Origin of the sequence: Actinomadura sp. 6N118 (genome assembly GCF_044326415.1) — a bacterium.
Classification (GTDB): domain Bacteria; phylum Actinomycetota; class Actinomycetes; order Streptosporangiales; family Streptosporangiaceae; genus Spirillospora.
Window position 1 is genome coordinate 110,715 of record NZ_JBIRAZ010000022.1, and the last position, 17,703, is coordinate 128,417.

Annotated in this window: 16 protein-coding genes; 4 read left to right on the forward strand and 12 right to left on the reverse strand. The window is 69.5% G+C overall.

The window, feature by feature from the left end:
* Positions 1-71: 71 nt before the first annotated feature.
* From ACH34W_RS42270 to ACH34W_RS42305, 8 genes are all read right to left on the reverse strand, one after another.
* Positions 72-824 (reverse strand): ABC transporter ATP-binding protein, encoded by a 753-nt coding sequence (locus ACH34W_RS42270; protein ID WP_395966846.1) that lies wholly within the window; start codon positions 822-824, stop codon positions 72-74.
* On the reverse strand, positions 821-2,689 hold the full coding sequence (locus tag ACH34W_RS42275; protein WP_395966847.1) for an ATP-binding cassette domain-containing protein: 1,869 nt from the start codon (positions 2,687-2,689) through the stop codon (positions 821-823). The genes ACH34W_RS42270 and ACH34W_RS42275 overlap by 4 nt, the downstream gene beginning before the upstream one ends.
* Positions 2,686-3,555: a branched-chain amino acid ABC transporter permease gene (locus ACH34W_RS42280; protein WP_395966848.1), complete on the reverse strand. Its 870-nt coding sequence runs from the start codon at positions 3,553-3,555 to the stop codon at positions 2,686-2,688. Before ACH34W_RS42280 ends, ACH34W_RS42275 begins: the two co-directional genes overlap by 4 nt.
* A 14-nt stretch (positions 3,556-3,569) precedes the next feature.
* Positions 3,570-4,733 (reverse strand): ABC transporter substrate-binding protein, encoded by a 1,164-nt coding sequence (locus tag ACH34W_RS42285; RefSeq protein WP_395966849.1) that lies wholly within the window; start codon positions 4,731-4,733, stop codon positions 3,570-3,572.
* Positions 4,734-4,839: 106 nt separating this feature from the next.
* Positions 4,840-5,214, reverse strand: coding sequence for a cupin domain-containing protein (locus ACH34W_RS42290; protein ID WP_395966850.1), 375 nt, complete (start codon positions 5,212-5,214; stop codon positions 4,840-4,842).
* Complete coding sequence (locus tag ACH34W_RS42295; RefSeq protein WP_395966851.1) at positions 5,211-7,016, reverse strand: thiamine pyrophosphate-binding protein; 1,806 nt, start codon at positions 7,014-7,016, stop codon at positions 5,211-5,213. Before ACH34W_RS42295 ends, ACH34W_RS42290 begins: the two co-directional genes overlap by 4 nt.
* Entirely contained in the window at positions 7,013-8,011 is a 999-nt protein-coding gene (locus tag ACH34W_RS42300; protein WP_395966852.1) for a zinc-binding dehydrogenase, read from the reverse strand. The genes ACH34W_RS42295 and ACH34W_RS42300 overlap by 4 nt, the downstream gene beginning before the upstream one ends.
* Positions 8,008-9,489 carry an aldehyde dehydrogenase family protein gene (locus ACH34W_RS42305; protein ID WP_395966853.1) on the reverse strand — a complete coding sequence of 494 codons (1,482 nt, stop codon included), beginning with the start codon at positions 9,487-9,489 and terminating at the stop codon, positions 8,008-8,010. Before ACH34W_RS42305 ends, ACH34W_RS42300 begins: the two co-directional genes overlap by 4 nt.
* Positions 9,490-9,799: 310 nt before the next feature.
* On the opposite strand from ACH34W_RS42305, the gene ACH34W_RS42310 reads away from it, so the two are divergent.
* The 3 genes from ACH34W_RS42310 (at position 9,800) to ACH34W_RS42320 (ending at position 12,681) form a co-directional block, all read left to right on the forward strand.
* Positions 9,800-10,591: an IclR family transcriptional regulator gene (locus ACH34W_RS42310; protein WP_395966854.1), complete on the forward strand. Its 792-nt coding sequence runs from the start codon at positions 9,800-9,802 to the stop codon at positions 10,589-10,591.
* A gap of 87 nt (positions 10,592-10,678) precedes the next feature.
* Positions 10,679-11,845 carry a CaiB/BaiF CoA transferase family protein gene (locus tag ACH34W_RS42315; protein WP_395966855.1) on the forward strand — a complete coding sequence of 389 codons (1,167 nt, stop codon included), beginning with the start codon at positions 10,679-10,681 and terminating at the stop codon, positions 11,843-11,845.
* Entirely contained in the window at positions 11,842-12,681 is an 840-nt protein-coding gene (locus ACH34W_RS42320; protein WP_395966856.1) for a citryl-CoA lyase, read from the forward strand. Before ACH34W_RS42315 ends, ACH34W_RS42320 begins: the two co-directional genes overlap by 4 nt.
* 2 nt (positions 12,682-12,683) lie before the next feature.
* On the opposite strand, the gene tnpB is transcribed toward ACH34W_RS42320, so the two are convergent.
* The 4 genes from tnpB to ACH34W_RS42340 form a co-directional block, all read right to left on the reverse strand.
* Positions 12,684-14,150, reverse strand: coding sequence for an IS607 family element RNA-guided endonuclease TnpB (tnpB, locus tag ACH34W_RS42325; protein WP_395966857.1), 1,467 nt, complete (start codon positions 14,148-14,150; stop codon positions 12,684-12,686).
* Between the two features lie 529 nt (positions 14,151-14,679).
* Entirely contained in the window at positions 14,680-15,912 is a 1,233-nt protein-coding gene (locus ACH34W_RS42330) for an RNA polymerase sigma factor (RefSeq protein ID WP_395966858.1), read from the reverse strand.
* A gap of 31 nt (positions 15,913-15,943) precedes the next feature.
* A complete protein-coding gene (locus ACH34W_RS42335; protein WP_395966859.1) occupies positions 15,944-16,279 on the reverse strand; it encodes a YciI family protein in 336 nt (111 codons plus the stop codon).
* Positions 16,280-16,307: 28 nt separating this feature from the next.
* Positions 16,308-16,934, reverse strand: a complete 627-nt coding sequence (locus ACH34W_RS42340) for a dihydrofolate reductase family protein (protein ID WP_395966860.1) — start codon at positions 16,932-16,934, stop codon at positions 16,308-16,310.
* 151 nt (positions 16,935-17,085) lie between these two features.
* Between ACH34W_RS42340 and ACH34W_RS42345 the strand changes: the two genes are divergently transcribed.
* Positions 17,086-17,703, forward strand: a complete 618-nt coding sequence (locus ACH34W_RS42345; RefSeq protein ID WP_395966861.1) for a SecDF P1 head subdomain-containing protein — start codon at positions 17,086-17,088, stop codon at positions 17,701-17,703.

A 17,703-nucleotide genomic window follows, 5' to 3' on the forward strand; every position in this document is an offset into this window, starting at 1 on the left:
CGGCGGTGCCCGCACCCGACGGCGGCCGGGAGATCCCCGGCCACCGTCTGCCGCCTTGCGCGGTGCCGCTTTCACAGCCCCAGGTAGATTCGCCGCACGCGAACGTCCTCGCGTAGCTCGCGGGAGGTGCCGGTCATGGCGACCTCACCGTTCTCCATCACCACGCAGTCGCTGGTCGCCTCGAAGGTGAGCTTGGCGTTCTGCTCGACCAGCAGCATGCTGAGGCCCTCCTCGCGCAGCCGGAGCAGGACCGCCAGGATGTCCTCGACAAGCTTGGGTGACAGGCCCATGGACGGCTCGTCCAGCAGGATCAGCCGCGGTCTGGCCATGAGCGCGCGCCCGACGGCCAGCATCTGCTGCTGCCCGCCTGACAACGCCCCGGCCAGCCGTGAACGCATCTCCCCCAGCACGGGGAACAGCTCGTACACCTCGTCCAGGGTCTGCCTGGTCTGCGGGTCACGCCACGGGCGGGCGTACGCGCCGAGCATGAGGTTCTTCTCCACCGGTAGCCCTGGGAAGACGTGCCGCCCTTCCGGGACGTAGCCGATGCCGTGCCGGACGATGTCGCGCGCCTTGACCTTCGTCAGGTCGGTGTCTCCGAAGCGGACCGATCCGCCGCTGCGGGGCACCAGGCCCATCAGTGCCTTCAGCGTCGAGGTCTTGCCGGCGCCGTTGGCTCCGATGATGCCCACGGACTGGCCCGGCTCCACGGTGAAGCCGATGGACCTCACGGCGCAGACTCCGCCGTAGTGCACGGAGAGGTCCTCCACCGTGAGGGTGGCGGACTCGGTGCGCTTCTTGTGCTCGGGTGCTGAGGTCGTCATGAGCTCACCTCACTGGGGTCGGGCAGCGGCATGTCGGCCATGGCCGAGTCGCCGAGGTAGGCCTCGATCACGGCATGGTCGGCGGCGACCTCGTCCGGGGTGCCCTCGGAGATCACCTTGCCGCCGGCCAGCACGGTCACCCGTTCGCACAACGACATGACGAGGCCCATGTTGTGCTCGATGAGCACGACCGTGACACCGCTGTCGCGGATGGACCGGACTATCTCGGCGAGCTGGCGGACCTCCTCGCCGTTGAGCCCGGCGGCGGGCTCGTCGAGCAGCAGCAGCCGCGGGCTCCCGGCCATGGCGCGGGCGATCTCGATGCGGCGCTGGATGCCGTACGGCAGCGAGCCGGGCGCGGCCTGCGCGAACTCGGTCAGGCCGAACCGCGCGAGCAGGTCGTCGGCCTGCCGGTTGAGCCGCCGTTCCTGCCGCCAGATGCCGACCGGCCACATCACGTACCGCCAGATGGCGTAGGTCCGGGTGCGGTCGAGTGCGACGAGGATGTTGTCCTTGACCGTGAGGTCGCCGAACAACCGCAGGTTCTGGAACGTGCGGGCCACACCGAGTGCCGACAGCCGGTAGGGACGGACGCCGGTGACTCCGCGTCCGTTCAGCCGCACGCCCCCGCGCGTGGCCCGGTAGAAGCCGCTGACCACGTTGAACAGCGTGGTCTTGCCTGATCCGTTGGGCCCGACGATGCCGCGGATCTCGCCGGGCCGTACCGTCAGCGAGACCTCGTCGAGAGCCTTCAGACCGCGGAAATGCTTGCTGACCTGATCGATCTCGAGCATCGGAACGGCGTCGCCGGCCTTCTCGTTTGCATCGCCGAGCCCGGTCGGCGCGTACGGCTGGAACGGCTGGAGTGAGGCGCGGTCAACCGTACGGCCCCGGCGCCGGTCGACGGCCGCCTTGACCCGGACCGGGACGCCTGCCAGGCCGGTCGGCGCGAACACCACCATGAGCACCACGACCAGGCCGAAGCCGAGCTGGGCGTACGTCGGATAGTCGACCAGTTGCTCGCGGATCAGGGTGAGGCCGACGGCGCCGATCACGCAGCCCACGAGACTCTGCCGCCCGCCGATGACGACCATCGCCAGCAGCAGGAACATGTTGGCGATGTTGAACGTCTCGGGCGCGATGTACCGGATGAGCCCGACGTACAGCACGCCCGCGACACCACCGAAGACGCTCGACAACATGAACGCGGTCATCCGCAGCAGCGGGATCTCCGCGCCGACCGCCCCTGCGGCGAGCGGGTCGTCGCGCATGGCCATCAGCCGGCGGCCCAGCCCGGTGCGCACCACGAAGAGCGCGAAGACCAGCGCGAGCGCGAACACGATCACTTCGAGGTAGTAGTAGAGGTACTCGCTGGACAGGTCGATGCCGAACATCGGCGGGACCGGGATCGCCGAGATGCCCTCGGCGCCGCCCGCGACCTCGGCGTTGGTGGTCCAGTTGATGAACCCCAGCGCGAGGCCGAGCGTGACGATGCCGAGGTAGTGCGACTGCATCCGCAGCGCCGGGATGCCCACCAGCAGCCCGACCAGCGCCGAGGCCACCATGGCCAGCGCCGCCGCAGGCCAGAAGCCCCAGCCGCTGTGCGTGGTGAGAATCGCCGTGGCGTACGCGCTGACGCCGAAGAACGCGACCTGGGCAAGGTTGATCTGACCCGCGATGCCCATCGCCAGGCCCATCCCGATCGCCAGCAGCGCGAAGACGAGAGCGATGTTGACGACGTGGATGGCGTAGCCGCCGAGCTGGTACGGCAGAATCCAGGCCACCGCGATCAGGGCGGCCAGGCCACCGAGCCGCGGCGTGTTGCGGTGGCGAAGCACGTCGTTCAGCCGGAGCAGGTCGTTCATGCGCGGCTCACCGTCATCTCGCCGAACAGGCCGGTCGGCCGGATCATGATGATCACGGTGAAGAGCAGGAAGACCATCAGCTCGGAGTAGCCCTGGAAGTGGCCGGCGGCGAACGAGTCGAGCACGCCGATGGCCAGGCCGCCGACGATGGCGCCGGGGATGTTGCCGCAGCCGCCGAGCATGGCCGCGGCGAACCCCTTGATCCCGATCGTTCCGCCCATGGTCGGGTTGACGTACAACAGCGGCCCGACCAGGCCGCCCGCCAGCGCGGCGAGCCCTGCCCCGATGGCGAAGGCGATGGCGTTGCTGCGGCCGACGTGGATGCCGACCGCGGTGGCGGCCTCGTGGTCCATCGCGACCGCCTGCATGGCCGCTCCGCGCTTGGTGCGCGAGAGGAAACCGACGAGCAGCACCACCGCCACCGCGGCGATGAGAAGGACGACCAGGTCGTAGGTGCGGATCCGCACGCCCAGCACGTCCAGCGGCGCCGCCGTCACCGGGGAGGCGACGGCACGGCCGGTCGCTCCCCAGATCAGGATGGCGACCGCCTGCAGGACCATGCCGAAGCCGATCGTGCCGATCAGCATCAGCGTGAAATCCTTGTTCTCGAGCGGGCGGAGCACCCGTTCGATGAACAACCCGATGATGCCGGTGATGACGATGGACAGGGCCATCGCGACCGCGAACGGCAGCTTTGTGGACATGTAGAAGGTGGAGGCGGCGTAGGCGCCGATCATCAGCACGTCGGCATGGGCGAAGTTGACGAGCCCCATGGTCCGGTAGACCAGGGAGAAGCCCATGGCGACCAGGGCGTAGATGGCGCCGAGGCTGAGCCCGCCGACAAGCGTCTGGAAGAAGGCCTGCATGGTTCTCTTTCCGGTCAGCCGTCGGCCTTGACGAGCTTGCCGTCCTTGACGATCCCGATGCTGGTGGCCTTGATGCCGACACCGGTCTCGTCGTAGACGAAGTCGCCCATGAGGCCCTTGTGCCGCACCGCTCGAATGGCCTCGGCCAGCTTCGAGCCGCTGGCGACGTTGCTGTTCTTCAGTGCGGTCAGCAGGATCTGCGCGCCGTCGTAGGCCTTGGCGCCGTGCAGCTCGGCCTCCTCCTTGAAGGCGGCCTTGTAGGCGGTGGCGAACTTCTTGGTCGCGTCGCTGACGTCGTTGCTGAGGTACGGCGAGCTGACGATGGTGCCCTCGGCGTTCTTCGCTCCGGCGGTGTCGATGAAGACCGGGGTGCCCTGCGGGGCCGCACCGGCGAACGGGACGGTGATGCCGAGGTCACGGGCCTGCTTGACGATGAGTCCCGACTCGACCTCCTCGGCGCCGAGGAAGACGGCTGCGGGCTGCTTCCCTCGGATCTTGGTCAGCTGGGCGCTGAAGTCCTTCTGGTCGACGGTGACGACCTCGTCGGCGACCGGCTTGACACCGCGGGCCTCCAGCGCCTTGAGGAAGGCGTCGTGCTCGCCCTTGCCGTACGCGCCGTTGTTGGTGATCATCGCGATCTTCGTCAGCTTCTTGGTGTCGACCATGTACTTGGCGAGGGTCTCGTCGTAGGTCGTGCTGGTGGGCCCGTTGAGGAACAGGAACGGGCTCTTGAGCGCGACCATGCCCGGCGACTGTCCGGAGGCGATGTTGGGGATCTCCGCCTGGCGCAGGATCGGCGCCATCGCGATGGTCACGGCGCTCTCGGCGGTGCCCAGCATCGCGATGTAGTTCTGGCTGTCGATCTTGCGGGCGATGTTGGTGCCGACGGTCGGGTCGCCCTGGTCGTCGAACACGTCGAGCTGGATCTTGCGGCCGTTGATGCCGCCGGCGGCGTTCCACTCGTCGACGGCGAGCTTGACGCCCTTGTGCTCCCACTTGCCGAGGGAGCTGAGCTGCCCGCTCTGGGCGTCGACCAGGGCGATCTTGATGGGGCCGGAGCCGCCTGAGCCGGCGTCCTCGGACTCGCCGGGTGCGCCGCACGCGGCGGCGGTCAGGGTCAGGGCCAGCGCGGACACGGCCAGGCCGGAGGCGCGAAGCACGCGGGGGAATCTCAGCATGGAGGGTCACCTCGTCAGGAGGGGGTCGGGCGGCATCGGGACCGGGGTGTCGGAACGGAGTGCCGGACCGACACCCCGGTCCGATGCCGCCCGGTCCCGAATGGGTCTAGGTGGTGGGCAGTTCGCCGTGCGGGCCGTAGATGAAGACCAGCCACATCGGCTCGCGGCCGGTGTTGACGTGCTGGTGCTTGACGCCCTTGGGGATGAACATGAAGGTGTGCGGCCCGAACGGGGTGCGGTGACCGTCCTCCGCCACCACCTCCCCCGATCCGCGCACGATGTAGTTGATCTCTTCGGAGTCGGGGTGGTCGTGCAGCGAGCTGGCCTCGCCGGGCTCGAAGATCGTGAGACCGCCGACGAGGAACTCGCTGTCGTGCAGGTGGCGATCGACGACCTTGAAGACCTTGCGGCGGTGACCGCTGTCGTCGAGGCCCAGCCAGGTGGGGTCGGCCTGGGTGAACGGGTCGATCACGCGGATCATGACGTCCCCTCCTCGGGGAAGACACCCTGGTAGATGTCGGTGATGTTCCAGTGCCCGGGTGTCGGCACCGGCTCGTTGACCATCGGCACGTCCAGCACGGCCGGACGCCGGCGGTCGACCGCCGACCGGAGCGCGGAGGCGAACGCTTCCGGGGCGGGGATCTCGTAGCCGTCGGCTCCGCACGCGTCGGCGTACGCGGCGAAGTTCGGGCTGTAGGGGCGGCCCTGCGGGTCGTGGAACTCGCAGCCGTAGCTTTCGCCGAAGCTGGCGGCCTGCAGGTCGGCGATGGTGCCGTGGGCACGGTTGTTCATGACGACGAAGATGACCGGCAGGCCCTGCTCGACGGCCATGGGAACGGCCGGGAGCTGCGCGCTCATCCCGCCGTCCCCGACGAGGGCGACCACGACGCGGTCGGGCTGCGCGATCTGCACCCCGACCGCCGCGGCCGGACCGAAGCCCATCGTGGAGGCGCCGCCAGGGGTGATGAAGCGCCCGCCGTCGGGAAGCCGGTAGCACTGGGCGACACCGTTCTTGTTCCAGCCCACGTCGGTGACCAGCACCGCGTCACCCGGAAGCTGGTCGCTCAGGTCGGCGAGGATGCGCTCGGGGCGCAGCGGGAAGGCGTCGCTACGGCCGCGTTCGCGGCTGCCGTCGAACACCTCGGCACGGGCTGCGCGGATCCGCTCGCGCAACGCCGGGCGGGCGACGGGATCAGGATGCGCTTCGCGCACTGCGGCGGCAATGGCCTGCACGGCGCGTGTCACGTCGGCGACCGCGCCGATCTCGACGGGATAGTTGCGGCCGATCTCGACGGGGTCGATGTCGATCTGGATCAGCCGTCCGCCCGAGTCGCCGCCGAGGTTCCAGGTGTAGGCGGGGTCCCAGGAGCTGGCATCGGTCTCAGCGAAGCGGGTCGCCAGGGCGAGCACGACGTCGGCGGAACGGGCGTAGTCGTTGGTCGTCTCCATGCCCCAGAAGCCGGGCATGCCCAGCAGCAGCGGATGGCCGTCGGAGACCATGCCCTTGCCCATCAGCGAGTGCACGATGGGAATGTCGAGGTGCTCGGCGAGTTCCAGAAGGGCGGTGCGTCCCGCGTCGCCTCGCAGTCCCCCGCCGATATAGAGGAGAGGACGTTCGGCGGCGGCGAGCAGATCGGCGACGCGACGGGCGGTGTCGGCGGGCAGATCCGGCTCGGCTGCGGTGACGGGAAGCGGGTATTCGATGTCCGCGACCGGGCGGGAGAACAGATCCATCGGGACGTTCAGCAGCACCGCGCCGGGCCGGCCGGACGTCGCGGTCCAGAACGCACGCTCGGTGAAGCGGCCCAGGTCATCGGGACGCCGCACGTGCCAGGCCCGCTTGACGAACGGCCGGTAGATGGCGGTCTGGTCCGCGTCGGCGTGGAGGTTGACCTCCTGGTGCGGGTGGCGCCCGTAGTAATAGGACGGCACGTCCCCCGAGATCGCGATCAGCGGAACGGAGTCGAGGGCGGCGGTGGCCACGCCGGTGACGGCGTTCATCATGCCGGGGCCGACGTGGACGAGCAGGACGCCTGGTTTGCCGGATGCGCGGGCGTAGCCGTCGGCGGCGTGCGCGGCGGCCTGCTCGTGGCGGGCGATGACGAACGTGATCGGACTGCGGCCGAGCGCGTCCAGCAGAGCGATGTTGGTGTGCCCGCAGGTGCCGAACACGTACTGCACGCCATAGCGTTCGAGCTGCCGGACGAGCGCCTCGGCGGCCGTGACCATCGCCGTTCCGGCACCGGCCGCGGCGTCGTTGCGGGTGGGGATGTCCACGCTCATGACAACGGTTCCTCGATTCGGGGCAGGGTGATCCAGGTCTTGCCGGCGATGTCGGGAGCCTTCGCGAACGCGACGGACGCCTGCGCCAGGTCGAAGCGTTCGCGCAGGACACGGCCGGGCCTCAGGTCGTGGCCGGCGAGCGTCGCCAAGGTGTGGCGGAAGCCGCCCGGGTGGTCGTAGATGAGGCAGCCGCGCACCGTGAGCCGCCGCTGCACGAGGGTGAAGGTGGAGACGCGGGCGGGCCGGGTGCTCTGCCCGACCACGACGAGGCGGCCGCCGTCGCCCGCGCGTTCCAGCGCCTGCTCGAACGCCTCGGGTACGCCGGAGGTCTCGATGACCGCCGGGTACCGCCGGTCGGGGGCGGCGCCGGCGTCCGCGCCTCCCAGTTGCAGGGCGAACGCGCGCCGGCCCGGCTGCGGTTCGATGACGAACGGGACGCCTCCGGCGTGCAGGACAGCAAGGACGACCAGGAGTCCCTGCGAGCCGGCGCCGACGATCAGGCACGGATCGCCGGGCCGCAGGCCGGTCATGCGCACCGCGTTGAGCGCGACGGTGAACGGCTCGACGCACACCGCGTCGGCATCGTCCAAGCCGTCGGGCACCGGCCAGGTGAAGCGGGCGGGCACCGCGACCCGCTCGGCCAGCAGTCCCGGTTCGGAGATGCCCGCGGCTCGGCGCCGCCGGCATCCCGAGGTGTCACCGGAGCGGCACGCGCCGCAGGCCAGGCACGGGTAGTTGGGTTCGACGACGACGCGCTGGCCGACGCGGCGGTCGACGACGTCCGGGCCCACGACCTGGATGACGCCGAACGCCTCGTGCCCGAGCACCCAGGGCAGCGCGGGGACGGCGCGGCGGCCGGAGACGACCGCGAGGTCCGAGCCGCAGACCCCGACGCCGCGTACCGCGACGATGACCTCGTCCGGCCCGCACACCGGCTCAGGCCAGTGGTCGACCACCGTGACCGTCTCGGGCGACACCAGGGTGGCCGCCATCATGGGCGTCCACCCCACAGGGACATGCCCCGCAACATGAGCGTCTTGACGGTGGTGTAGTCCTCGATCATGCAGCGTGGCGACTCACGGCCGAAGCCGGAGTCCTTCACGCCGCCGAACGGGACGTGGTCCAGGCGGTAGTTGGAGGAGCCGTTGACGACGAGGCCGCCGACCTGCAAGTCGCGCCAAGCCGCGATGATCTGGCCGATGTCGCGGGTGAAGAGGCCCGCCTGCAACCCGTAACGGCTCTGGTTGCAGCGGGCGACGACCTCGCCCATGTCGTCGAACGGAAGGACCGCCACCAGGGCACCGAAGACCTCCTCGGTGACGACCGAGGCACCGGCGGGCGGGTCGGCGACGATCGTGGGACGGGCGGTGGCACCGTCGCGTTCACCCCCGAGCAGGACGCGCCCGCCTCCGTCGGCCGCCTCGGCGCTCCAGCGCACGACACGTTCGGCGGCGTCCTCGTCGACCATCGAGCCGACATCGGTGCCGGGGTCGAGCGGGTCGCCGACGGTGAGCGCGGCGACCTCGCCGGTGAAGTGCTCCAGGAACTCCTCGAACCGCGGCCGCTGCACGTACACCCGTTGCACCGAGATGCAGCTCTGCCCGGAGTTGGTGTAGCCCGTCCGGGCGCAGACCCGCGCGGCTTCGGCGATGTCGGCGTCGCCGCAGACGATCGTGGCAGCGTTGCCGCCCAGTTCCAGGACCAGCCGCTTGGCTCCGGCGGCCTTGGCCACGGCGTCGCCGGTCGCGGCACTGCCGGTGAAGCTGATGACGCCGACCTCGTCGCCGGCGCACAGCTCGGCGCCGACCCGCCCGTCGCCGTGCAGCAACTGGACTGCCTCGGCCGGCATCCCGGACTCCAGCAGCAGCGCGACGATCGCTGTCGAGATGGCGGGTGCCTGCGGCGGCGCCTTGACGATCGTGGTGTTGCCCGCGGCGAACGAGGCGCCGAGCTTGTGGGCGAGCAGGTTGGCCGGCGCGTTGAACGGGGTGATGGCGAGCGCCACGCCGACCGGGGCGCGGTAGGTGAAGGCGGTCGTGCCGGCGCCGCGCGCCCAGCCCGCGACCGGCAGGTTATCCCCGCCGATCTGGCGGCCCTCGGCGGCGCAGACCGCGAAGGTGTCGGCCACCCGGTCGATCTCACCGAGGCCGTCCTTGAGGGGCTTGCCGAGCTCCAGCGCCAGGAGCCGGGCCAGGTCGTGGCGGTTCTCGGTGGCGGCGGCGGAGGCCCGTTCGAGGATCTCCGCCCGGAAGGCGGGCGCGAGGGCCGCCACGGCCGGGGCGGAGATGCGGGCGTAGGCGAGGACGGCCGCGACGTCGCCGTGACCCGGGACCGGTGCCTGACTGACGACACGTCGCAGATATGGACCAATCCGTTCACTCTGCGGACCGCCGGAGAACCACTCACCACCCCTGAGAGCGGCCGCCTGGACGACCTCGGCCTTGGATCCGGACGCGAGTATCGCTTCCAGCATCGGACTCCTCCCAGACCACATAGCGGTTCTTATGATCCGCTGTACGGACTTCGGGTCAACGTAAGGGCGAGAACAGGGTCCTGACAAGAGCAAATTCAGGAAAGTCGTCGGGATCAGGGGCGGAAGGTCGGTCACTAACGTTCGAACCAGTGAGTTAGTTATAGGTGACGCAGCTCACAAGGGGAAGACCAGTGCCCCAATCGTGACGAAACCATCCAGGGGACCATCTGACGGTCTTACTAGACCACTGAGTGGACTAGGTGTAACGTACGGACCGTCCTTCACCCAGCGGAGCAGGAGACCGACACCCGTGAGTCCAGCGAACAAGCCCGCAGACGAGCCGGCGGCCGACGGCCAGGGCGTGCGCAGCGTGCAGCGGGCTTTGGACATCCTGTCGCTGCTGAGCGAGGAGCGCCCGGTGGTGACGATCCGCGAGATCGCCGCCGAGACCGGATTGGCCAAGACCACCGTCATCCGGCTCGTCCAGACGCTGGAGAACCTGGGGCTGCTCTGGGCCGGGACCAACGGCTACCTGCCCGGACCGGGCCTGTGGCGCTGGGCCCACCTGGCGCGCAGCAGCTGGGAACTGCCGCCCGAGACCCGCCAGGCGATGCGCGACCTGGGCGCGCGCCGCCGCGAGACCGTCAACCTCTACATGCTGCGCGACATCTACCGGGTCTGCGTGGCCCAGCAGGAGAGCCCGCAGCCGCTGCGCCACGTCGTGCACATCGGCGACGAACTGCCGCTGTGGGCCGGCGCGGCGTCCAAGGTGCTCCTGCGCGACGCGCCCGACAGCCTCCTCTCCAGGATCGCCATCAGCTCGCCGTACGGCGAGGGACATGTCAAGCGACTGCGGGAGTGGATCGACGAGGCACACCATCAGGGCTGGGCGGAGAGCCACGGCGAACGCGAGGACGGGCTTTCGGCCGTCGCCGTCCCCCTGCTCGGCCGCTCGGGCACGGTCGTCGCGGCGCTGTCGCTCAGCGGGCCCACCGTCCGCTTCACCGACGACAAGGTCGAGTTGTTCGCCAAAGATCTGCGGCAGGTCTCCCGGGAAATCTCCGAGCGCGGGTTCGACCACCCCCTCATCCCCACCCACTGACCGGCGCTGCCCGTTCCCCTTGGGGGGCTGCCGTTCCCTTCGGAACACATGCCGCCGCTCCCGACCCGCGACGGAAGGAACACGCCCATGCCGACGCGCCCTCTCGATGGCGTCCGGGTCCTCGACCTGACCAACGTGCTCGCCGGTCCCTATTGCAGCTACCAGCTGATGCTCCTCGGCGCCGAGGTCATCAAGATCGAGGTGCCTGGCCAGGGCGATCTGGCCCGGAGGCTGGGCCCCGATCCGGAGCTCAACCATGCCGGGCTCGGCGCCTCGTTCCTCGCCCAGAACGCGGGCAAGAAGTCCGTCGAGATCGACCTCAAGGACGCCGCAGGCCGCACCGCCTTCGAGGACATGGTCCGCGACGCCGACGTGCTGCTGGAGAACTTCCGTGCCGGCGTGCTCGACCGGCTGGAGTTCGGCTGGCCCCGCCTCCGCTCACTCAACCCGCGCCTGATCTACTGCGCGATCTCCGGCTTCGGCCAGGACGGTCCCATGAGTCAGGCCCCCGCGTACGACCAGATCATCCAGGGCCTGTCGGGGATGATGAGCGTCACGGGCACCGCGGAGACCGCGCCCCTCCGGGTCGGCTTCCCCGTCTGCGACACGATCGGCGGCCTCACCGCCGCACTCCACGTCTGCGCCGCGCTGACAGCACGCGGCCGGACCGGCGAGGGCGTCTTCCTCGATGTGTCGATGCTGGAGTCGGCGATCTCCGCCATGGGCTGGGCCGTCTCCAACTACCTGGTGAGCGGCGTCGCCCCCGAACCCATGGGAACGCAGAACGCCACCGCCGCCCCTTCCGGCACCTTCGAGGCCGCCGACGGCCCGCTCAACATCGCCGCCAACCGGCAACAGCAGTTCGAGACGCTGTGCGGCATCGTCGGACGGCCCGACCTCCGCACCGATCCCCGCTTCATCGACCGCGAACAGCGCAAGCTCCACCGCGGCGAACTCAACGACGAGCTGAACGCCGCCCTGCGCCTGCGTCCGGCGAGCGAATGGGAGGAGGTCCTCAGCCGCGCCGGAGTCCCCGCGGCCCGCGTGGTCACCGTCCCCCAGGCCGTCGAGCTCGACCAGCTCCACCATCGCCGCTTCTTCACCGACCTGCCCTTCCCGGACGGCTCCGGCCGGACACTGCGCGTCGCGGGCAGCGGAGTCCTCCACAACGGGGAACCGCTCACCCCCACGGCACCGCCGCCCTTGCTCGGCCAGCAGAACGACCTCCGCGCCTTCGCCACCGAGCGCTCATGAACGAGATCGACCCGACCGGCCAGGTCGCCGCCTGGTGGGCGACCGCCGTCTCCCGCATGGAACCCGGCGTCATCGAACTGCGCGGCCGTCCCGTCCAGGACCTCATCGGCACGACCAGCCTCACCTCCATGATCTGGCTGATGCTCCGCGGCGAGCCCCCCTCGCCCGCCCAGTCCGCCCTCCTGGAGGCCGCGCTGGTCGCCGCCGTCGACCACGGCCCGCAAGCCCCCTCCATCGCCATCGCCCGCATGGCCGCGACCTGCGGCATCGGTCTCAACGGCGCCGTCGCCAGTGCCGTCAACACCCTCGGCGACCACCACGGCGGAGCCGGGGAGCAGTGCGTCGAACTCCTGGACCAGATCCTCGAACGCGAGGCGGCCGGCCTCGACCTCGATTCGGCCACGGAGCAGGTGGTCTCGGAATGGCCCCGCTACCTGCCCGGCTTCGGCCACCGCTTCCACCCCCGCGATCCGAGACGCGACCCGCTCCTGACTCTGGTCGCCCAAGCCGCCCGCGATGGCGTGGTGCCCGGGGACCACCTGCGCGCCGGGCTCGCCGTCGAAGAACACCTCGCAACAGGACGCGCCAAGCCGATCCCCATGAACATCGACGGCTGCACCGCCATCATCTATGCCGAGCTCGGCTTCCCGGCCCCCCTCGCCCGCGGCCTGTTCGTCCTCAGCCGCAGCATCGGCATCCTGGCCCACGCCTGGGAAGAGACCACCCAGGGACGCCGCAACAAGGGACCCATCCCCCGCTCAATCCTCCCCGCCACCGTTGCTGATCCTGTGGTTGGGTGTCAGCAATCCGGGCGTTTCGGCCCGGATGGTCCGTGACGTCACCAGAGTGTGAGGGCTCTGGGCTGTCGACGGTCTCTCGCTTCTGGCCCCTTGCGGGGTGTTGCGCCACCTGCCCGCCCCGTCCCGGCCGCAAGGCCGGGACGGGTGGTGCGGGTCTTCTGGTCGGCTCCACGAGGTTTCGACGCTTGCGCGTCCCGGTCTCCGGCCACTCCGGTACCGGTCATACGCTCGACCGCTTTGCCGCCGGTTGTGACGGCAGCGAGGGCGGCCAGGTTGCGTGCGGCGTTGGCGTCCCGGTCAGTAACCAGGCCGCAATGCTCGCATTCGAACACCCGGATGTGCAGCGGCAGCTTGGCTTTCACCGCGCTGCACTCCGAGCAGGTCTTGGACGAGGGAAACCACCGGTCGGCGACGTGCAGGATGCCACCACCCCAGCCGGCCTTGTAACCGAGTTGGCGGCGGATCTCTGCGAACCCCGCGTCAGCGATCCGCCTGGAGACGCGCCGGTTGCGCAGCATCCCGGCGACGTTCAGGTCCTCCACCACCACATGCCCGTACTCGGCTGCTAGGGCGGTGGTGACCTTGTGGATGCCGTCCTGGCGGAGGTTAGCGACGCGATGGTGGATCCGGTTGCGTGCTTGGTTGGCCTTCTCCCACCGTTTGGACGGCTCCCGTCCCGTCCGCCGGTCGGGGCCCTGCCTGCGTGACACCGTGCGGCAGGCGCGCCGCAACCGGTGCAGGGCGGCGTCCAGGTGCCGGGGGTTGTCGATGAAACGGATCTGGCCGGTGGAGTCGGCGACCACGGCCAGGTGCTTGATGCCCAGGTCGACGCCGACCGCCACGTCCGGGCGCGCCGGGACACCGGTGGCGCGTTCGATCTCGACCTGGAAGGCCACCAACCAGCGGCCCCGCTCGTGGCCGACCGTGGCCGACAGGATCCGGGCGGTGCCGGCGGCGATCCGGCGCTCCAGCTTGCGGGTCGACTCGTGGGTGCGGATCGTCCCCAGCCGGGGCAACGTCACATGCCGCCGGTCGGGCTCAACGCGGATGGTGCCGGTGGTGAACCGGCACGACAGGCGTGCCCTGCGCTTGGACTTGCGGCGCGGCTTGCCCACCCTCGGGCCCTTGCGCCTGCCCGACTTGGATGCCGAGTAGTTGTCGAACGCGGCCGCTGCGGTCGCCAGCCCGGTGTTGTAGGCCTCCTTGGAGTTCTGATCCCACCAGTACGCGAAACGCGGGTCGGTGTGCTTGATCCGGTTGAACTCCTTACGCAGCGCCGGCAACGACCACGGCCGCCACTGCGTCAGCTCAGCCTCACCGATGCCGTACGACGCCTCGGCGCTGCGCTGTGACCACGACGCCCGCACCCACGACACCGCCCAGTTGAACGCCATCCGCGCCGCACCACAATGCGACCTGAGCGCGGCCTCCTGCCCGGCGTTGGGATCCAGGCAGAACTTGTACGCCTGCACCACGCAGCCGGGCCGCGGCTCGAACTTCCTCACACCACGAGAAGCTACCGAGCGTCACCGACAAAACTCATTCCGTACCAACATGGAGTGATCGACACCACAACGTGACCGGCGACAAAAGACCAAAGGTGCCCACAAATGACCAGAGAATCTGCGCTCCGCGCCCGGCAGCTAATTGGTGGAAGATCGTTTGTCGCGCCGTGACAGACTCAGGCTGGCTCAGGAAGGGTCAGGCCGACTCGAGAAGGCTGCAGCCGTTCGCGGACAGGAAGCCGTTCCACACGAACGCTGTCCGGCAGCGGTGACTGCCCGCGGCCGAACCGCTCAGAACCCTGATGACAACATCGCTGTAACCTGCGCCATCGCAGCTGTTGGCGGAGATCTGATAGCCGTCGGCGGCAGGTGTACGGTCGCCGAAAAAGCAGTCGTAGGAGCCTGCTGCGTGGGCGGCGGGTGTGGACAGCAACGGTCCTGCGAGCGCGCCCGCAGCAACGGCGACGGCGAGTCGTCTATTGAGATGCATAGTGCAGCCCTAACAGCCTCGGGATTGGCCGACAAGGCCCTAATGACCCGGAGCACTCGGACCGGTCATCTCGGCGAGGCGGCCGGCGAGGAAGGCACTTTCGGCGTCATTGTCGGCCAGGGCGATGGCCTGCTCGTACGCTGCGGCGGCGTCGGTTTTCCGGCCCAATCGGCGCAACAAGTCGGCCTTGATCGCCGGTAGGTAGCGGTAGCTCGCGAGCCGCTGATCTCGTTCGAGGGCCTCGATCTCGGCCAGCCCGGCCGCCGGGCCGCTGACCATCGCGACCGCCACGGCCCGGTTGAGCGCGACCACCGGCGACGGCCAGGCTTTGAGGAGCTCGTCGTAGAGCACCAGGATCTGGTTCCAGTCCGTGTCGTCCCAGGTCGGCGCGGTGGCGTGCAGAGCCGCGATGGCGGCTTGCAGGGCGAAGCGGCCAGGATCGGGGCCTCGGAGTGCTCCCATGATCAGGTCGTGTGCCTCGGCGATGGCCTGCCGGTCCCAGGCTGAACGGTCTTGTTCCTCCAAGAGCAGCAGGCGGCCGTCCGGCGCGGTACGGGTGGCCCGGCGGGAGTGGGTGGCCAGCAGGAGCGCCAGCAACCCCCGGACCTCGCGTTCGTCCGGCAGCAGGTCGCGCAGCATGCGTGCCAGATCGAGCGCCTGCTCGGCAAGGTCGTTCCTGGTCAGGTCGGCTCCGGCAGGTGCGGTGTGGCCGGTGGTGAAGAGCAGGTGGATCGCGTTGAGCGCCGCGTTGAGCCGGTCGGGCAACTCGTACGGGGAGGGCATGCGGAACGGGATGCCCGCTATTGCGATCTTCTTCTTCGCCCTGGTGATCCGGGCCGCCATGGTCGGCTCGGAGACCAGGAACGCCTTGGCGATGTGCTGAGTCGTCACGCCGCAGACCAGCCGCAGCGTCAGCGCGACCTGAGCCTCGATGGCCAGCGCCGGGTGGCAGCACAGGAAGACCAATCGCAGCCGGTCGTCCGGAACCACTGGCCCGGCGGCCACCCGCTCCACCAGCAGATGCAGCTTCGACCGCAACGTTGTGGCCCTGCGCAGGGCGTCCAGTGCGTTGTGCCGGGCCGCGGTGGTCAGCCAGGCGCCCGGTCTGGCCGGTATGCCCTGGCGCGTCCAGGAGTCGAGCGCCTCGGCGTACGCGTCCTGGACACATTCCTCCGCCAGATCGAGGTCGCGCGTGACGCGCACCGTCGCGGCGAGCACTGAGGCCCATTCGCGACGGTGCGCGTCGGCGACGACCTGCCGGACCGAGGTCATTTCGTCAGCAGAGTCATTCCGTCGGCAGAGGTCACTCCGCCAGCAGCGGGCGTACCTCGACCGCGCCGTCCATGATCGGTAGCAGTTTGCCGATGGCGACCGCCTGTTCCAGGCCCGTGGTCTCCACCACGAAGAACCCGGCGATCACCTCCTTGCTCTCGATGAACGGGCCGTCGGTGACCAGGCCGTCCTTGTGGATCGTCCGCGTGGTCGCGCTGGGCTGCAGCGCCTGCTCGTGGACGACCCGCGCGCCCATGGCGGCGATCTGGTCTCCGACGCGCAGGTTGGCCTCCATGACGTCGGGCGGGATGTCGGCCACACCCCCGGGTGTTTCCTTCTCGTAGATCAAAATCGCGTACTGCGGCATGGCTTCGCCTGTCTGATCGTTTCCCGGCCTACCAGTTCCCGGTCTCCGGCCCCATCTCACCGTATTGGAGCTTGCCCGCCCGCTCATATCTGCAGACGATGACACCGGTGCTCGTCGTCGTGGTGCCGACCAGTTTGAGGGCGGCCGGGGCGGTGCCCTCCGCGAAGAGCCGCTTCCCGGAGCCGACCAGCACCGGGAACACCACCAGGTGGAATTCGTCGACGAGATCGTGCGCCATGAGCGTCTGGATCAGATCACCGCTGCCGTGGACCTGGATCTCGCCGCCCTCGCTCTGCTTGAGCCTGCCGACCGCTTCGGGGACGTCGCCGGTGAGCAGCGTCGAGTTCTGCCACGAAACGCTGTCCAGGGTCCGCGACGCGACGTACTTGCGCATGCCGTTCATCTTCGCGCCGATCGGATCGTCGGCCTCGGCCAGCGGCCAGGTGGAGGAGAAGATCTCGTAGGTCCTGCGCCCGAGCAGGAGCGCGTCCGCCCTGCTCGTCAGGTCGTGCATCAGCTGGATGAGCGCCTCGTCGAAGTACGGGACGCCCCAGCCGCTGTGCTCGAACGGGTTGCCCCACTGGTCCTCGGGTCCGCCCGGCGCCTGCAGGACGCCGTCCAGTGACACGAACATGGTCACCATCAGATTCCGCATGTTGTCTCCTTCGCTCGCAGGTATTGTCGGGCGCCGCTGAGGGCGCCCTCATCACCTACGGCGAACGAGCCCGTCCAGAATCGACAAACAATTCGCCTAAATGCAGGGCCGCCTGGAGACTGACGAAGGTCGGCAACGTTCGGGAGGTTCAATGGGGCAGCCGTACACCGGGACACCGCCGGGCTTCGGGCCGCCGGCTCCGCAGCGCAGGGCCGGACTGATCATCGGCCTGGCCGCAGTGGCGTTCGCCGTCCTTGTCGCCATGGTCGTCATCGTCACGATCATCGTGCTCGGCGACGATGACGAGGGAGGCGGCACCGGTGCCGTACAACTGCAGAAGCCGCTGCGCCTTCAGCTCGTCGCCAAATCCTCCCCTCCCCCGTGCCAGCCTGGAACGCAGGTCGACACCCAGGGCACCTGCTATCAGCTGGCCCCGACGATGATGGACGTCATCCGGGTGAAGGACATGCGTGCCGCACCGCCCGAACCGCAGCAGGGAGCCACCTCGTGGACCGTGAAGATCACGCTCACGGCGACGGACGCCCCCAAGTTCGCCGATCTCAGCCGGCAGGCCTATCAGGACTTCCAGCAGAAGGGCTCCACGGCGGGCCAGATCGCGATGATGGTGGACGGCCGGATCCAGTCCGCGCCGGCGGTCAACAACGGGCCGATCACCGGCGGCGAGCTCGTGATCACCGGGCCGTCCACCACGTTCAGCAAGCAGTACACGCAGGACCTGGTGCGGCGGCTGACAGGCAAGTCCGACTGA